This is a genomic window from Deferribacterota bacterium (genome assembly GCA_034189185.1).
Lineage (GTDB): Bacteria > Chrysiogenota > Deferribacteres > Deferribacterales > UBA228 > UBA228.
Map to the genome: position 1 here is coordinate 1 of JAXHVM010000153.1, position 2543 is coordinate 2543.

The 2543-nt window shown below is 30.5% G+C and carries 3 protein-coding genes; 2 read left to right on the plus strand and 1 reads right to left on the minus strand.

Features of this window, described 5'->3' with window-relative positions:
• Positions 1-299 precede the first annotated feature (299 nt).
• Positions 300-641 carry a DsrE family protein gene (locus SVN78_08810; protein ID MDY6821704.1) on the plus strand — a complete coding sequence of 114 codons (342 nt, stop codon included), beginning with the start codon at positions 300-302 and terminating at the stop codon, positions 639-641.
• Between the two features lie 20 nt (positions 642-661).
• On the plus strand, positions 662-2020 hold the full coding sequence (locus SVN78_08815) for an amidohydrolase (GenBank protein MDY6821705.1): 1359 nt from the start codon (positions 662-664) through the stop codon (positions 2018-2020).
• 31 nt (positions 2021-2051) lie between these two features.
• On the opposite strand, the gene SVN78_08820 is transcribed toward SVN78_08815, so the two are convergent.
• On the minus strand, positions 2052-2486 hold the full coding sequence (locus tag SVN78_08820; protein ID MDY6821706.1) for a thioesterase family protein: 435 nt from the start codon (positions 2484-2486) through the stop codon (positions 2052-2054).
• Between the last annotated feature and the right edge of the window lie 57 nt (positions 2487-2543).

Genomic DNA, 2543 nt, shown 5'->3' on the forward strand with positions numbered 1-2543 from the left:
ATCATGCAATCTTGGCATCTTATAATTTATCACCGCTACTCCAACAGTATCTTTACTACTTGAAATATCACCATGTCTCATTATACCACCTCTCTAAAACTTTATTTATTATAGTATAATATTTTTAAATTAAAATAATTAAATTAGAAATTGCATTTATTAAAGTATATTAATAAATTATATGTAACATTTAAATTTATACTTTAAATATTTTATCTCATAAATTTCGCAATTGTATTTTTTTAACTTAACAAATTGTTATAATTTTTGTATAAATATAGCTATATGGAGGTCTGTATATGAATAAAGAACATTTATATATTTTATGGACAAGCGATAATCTGATTACCTGTGATAAGATGCTGTTTATGTATGCCATCAATTCAATTAGAAGAGGATGGTGGAAAAATATTACTATTATCGTATGGGGTGCGGCTACTAAATTAGCATGTGAAAACGAATTAATTCAGAAAAAGATAGGTGTAGCAATTAACGAGGGAATAAAAATAACTGCTTGTAAGGCCTGTGCTGATCAATTAGGAGCTGGTGAAACGCTAGAAGCATTAGGAATTGAGGTAAAATACTGGGGAGAGCCTCTAACAACTCTACTTAAAAACAATGAAAAAATAATCTATATTTAAGTAAAATAAGGGGTGCTGCTATGAAGAAAAAAATTATATATATAATCGCTGTAGCATTATTTACAGTTTTAAACGCTTTTTATATACATTCAGCCCAAATTACTACAGAGAAGTTAGATGAGTCTATAAAAAAAGATTTTACCACAAGATTGTTTAAAATATATAAGCATTTACATCAAAACCCAGAACTCTCTGGAAGCGAAAAAGAAACATCTAAAATTTTAGCTAAAGAGATGCGAGAACTTGGTTATGATGTTACAGAAAATATAGGTGGTTATGGTATAGCGGCTATTCTTAAAAATGGGGATGGACCAACAGTATTAATTAGAACGGATATGGATGCACTCCCTGTAAAAGAAAAGACTGGATTATCCTATGCTTCTAAAGCCACAGTTATAGATAAAGATGGTAAAAAAACTGGTGTAATGCATGCATGTGGGCATGATATTCATATGACTGTATGGTTAGGTGTAGCAAAACAACTTATTAGATTAAGAGATAAATGGAGCGGTACAGTTATAATGATAGGCCAGCCTGCTGAAGAAACAGGAGAGGGTTCAAAGGCAATGTTAGTCGATGGGCTGTATGAAAGATTTGGTAAACCTGACTATAATTTTGCACTTCATGTAGCCCCAGATCTAGAGACTGGAAAAATTAGATATGTTTCTGGTTATGCAATGGCAAATGTTGATTCAGTTGATATTATAGTAAAAGGTATCGGTGGCCACGGAGCATATCCGCACATAACAAAAGATCCTATAGTTTTGGCTTCAAGAATAGTAATTGCTTTGCAGACAATAATTTCTAGGGAAATATCTCCATTAGAGCCCGCAGTAATAACGGTGGGTTCTTTTCATGGAGGTACAAAATATAATGTTATACCATCTAGTGCAAAACTAGAGCTAACGGTGAGGTCTTTTAGTGATGAAACAAGAGAATATTTATTAAATGCTATTAAGAGAACTGCAAAATATACAGCGCTATCATATGACATTAAGAAAGAAAATTTACCAATAGTAAAATTAAGGGAGGGGTTTACGCCTGCCCTATATAATGACCCACAATTAGTAAGTGAAACTGTAAGTGTTTTAAAAAATTATCTTGGTGAAGATGCATTAGTTCAGGGAGAGCCCTCAATGGGAGGCGAAGATTTTAGTAGATACGGTAAATATAAAGGTTATATACCATCTTTTTTATTTTGGCTTGGCTCTGTTGATAAAAATAAAATAGAAAGGGCAAAAGAAGAGGGCGTCAAATTACCTGGTCTTCACTCACCATATTTTGCACCAAAACCAAAACCAACAATTATAACTGGTATTAAGGCCATGACTTTATCTGTTTTATCAAAACTCTCACATCAAGATATGAATAAAAATTAGTTTTTACAACTATTAAAAGAAGTTGGGTGTTTTAGTAAGATAATTTATTTTCAAATTTATTGACTTTCTCTTTAATTTCATCAGGAACAGGCTGTGCTTTCTTTAATTTTGTATTAAAATTTACATAGATTGCATCAGCTTTAAAGATAGGATCGTCTTGGTGGTTTCTAAACATTTCATAATGTATATTAAAACTTTTGTTACCAAATCCAACAACCTTAACACCAACTTCAATAATATCATCAAAAAATGCTGGGGATATATATTCTAAGGTTATTTTTACTAGTGCTAAATCAAATTCTTGATTTTTTGCAAATTCTTTATAATCAAACCCTAGATTTCTAAAATATTCCATAATTGCTACACTAATATAAATTAGGTAATTTGCATTAAATACTATACCTTGCCCATCAATCTCAGCATATCTAACCCTTAATGTGTGTAAAAAGTTAAATTCATTTTTCATTAGTTTATTATAATAACATATTTATTATATATATTCAATATTGATATTGTTTTATAA

Excerpts from the sequence above, each read along its gene's own strand:
- SVN78_08810 (MDY6821704.1), top strand. The coding sequence starts at position 300 with ATGAATAAAGAACATTTATATATTTTATGGACAAGCGATAATCTGATT.
- SVN78_08815 (MDY6821705.1), top strand. The coding sequence starts at position 662 with ATGAAGAAAAAAATTATATATATAATCGCTGTAGCATTATTTACAGTT.
- SVN78_08820 (MDY6821706.1), bottom strand. The coding sequence starts at position 2,486 with ATGAAAAATGAATTTAACTTTTTACACACATTAAGGGTTAGATATGCT.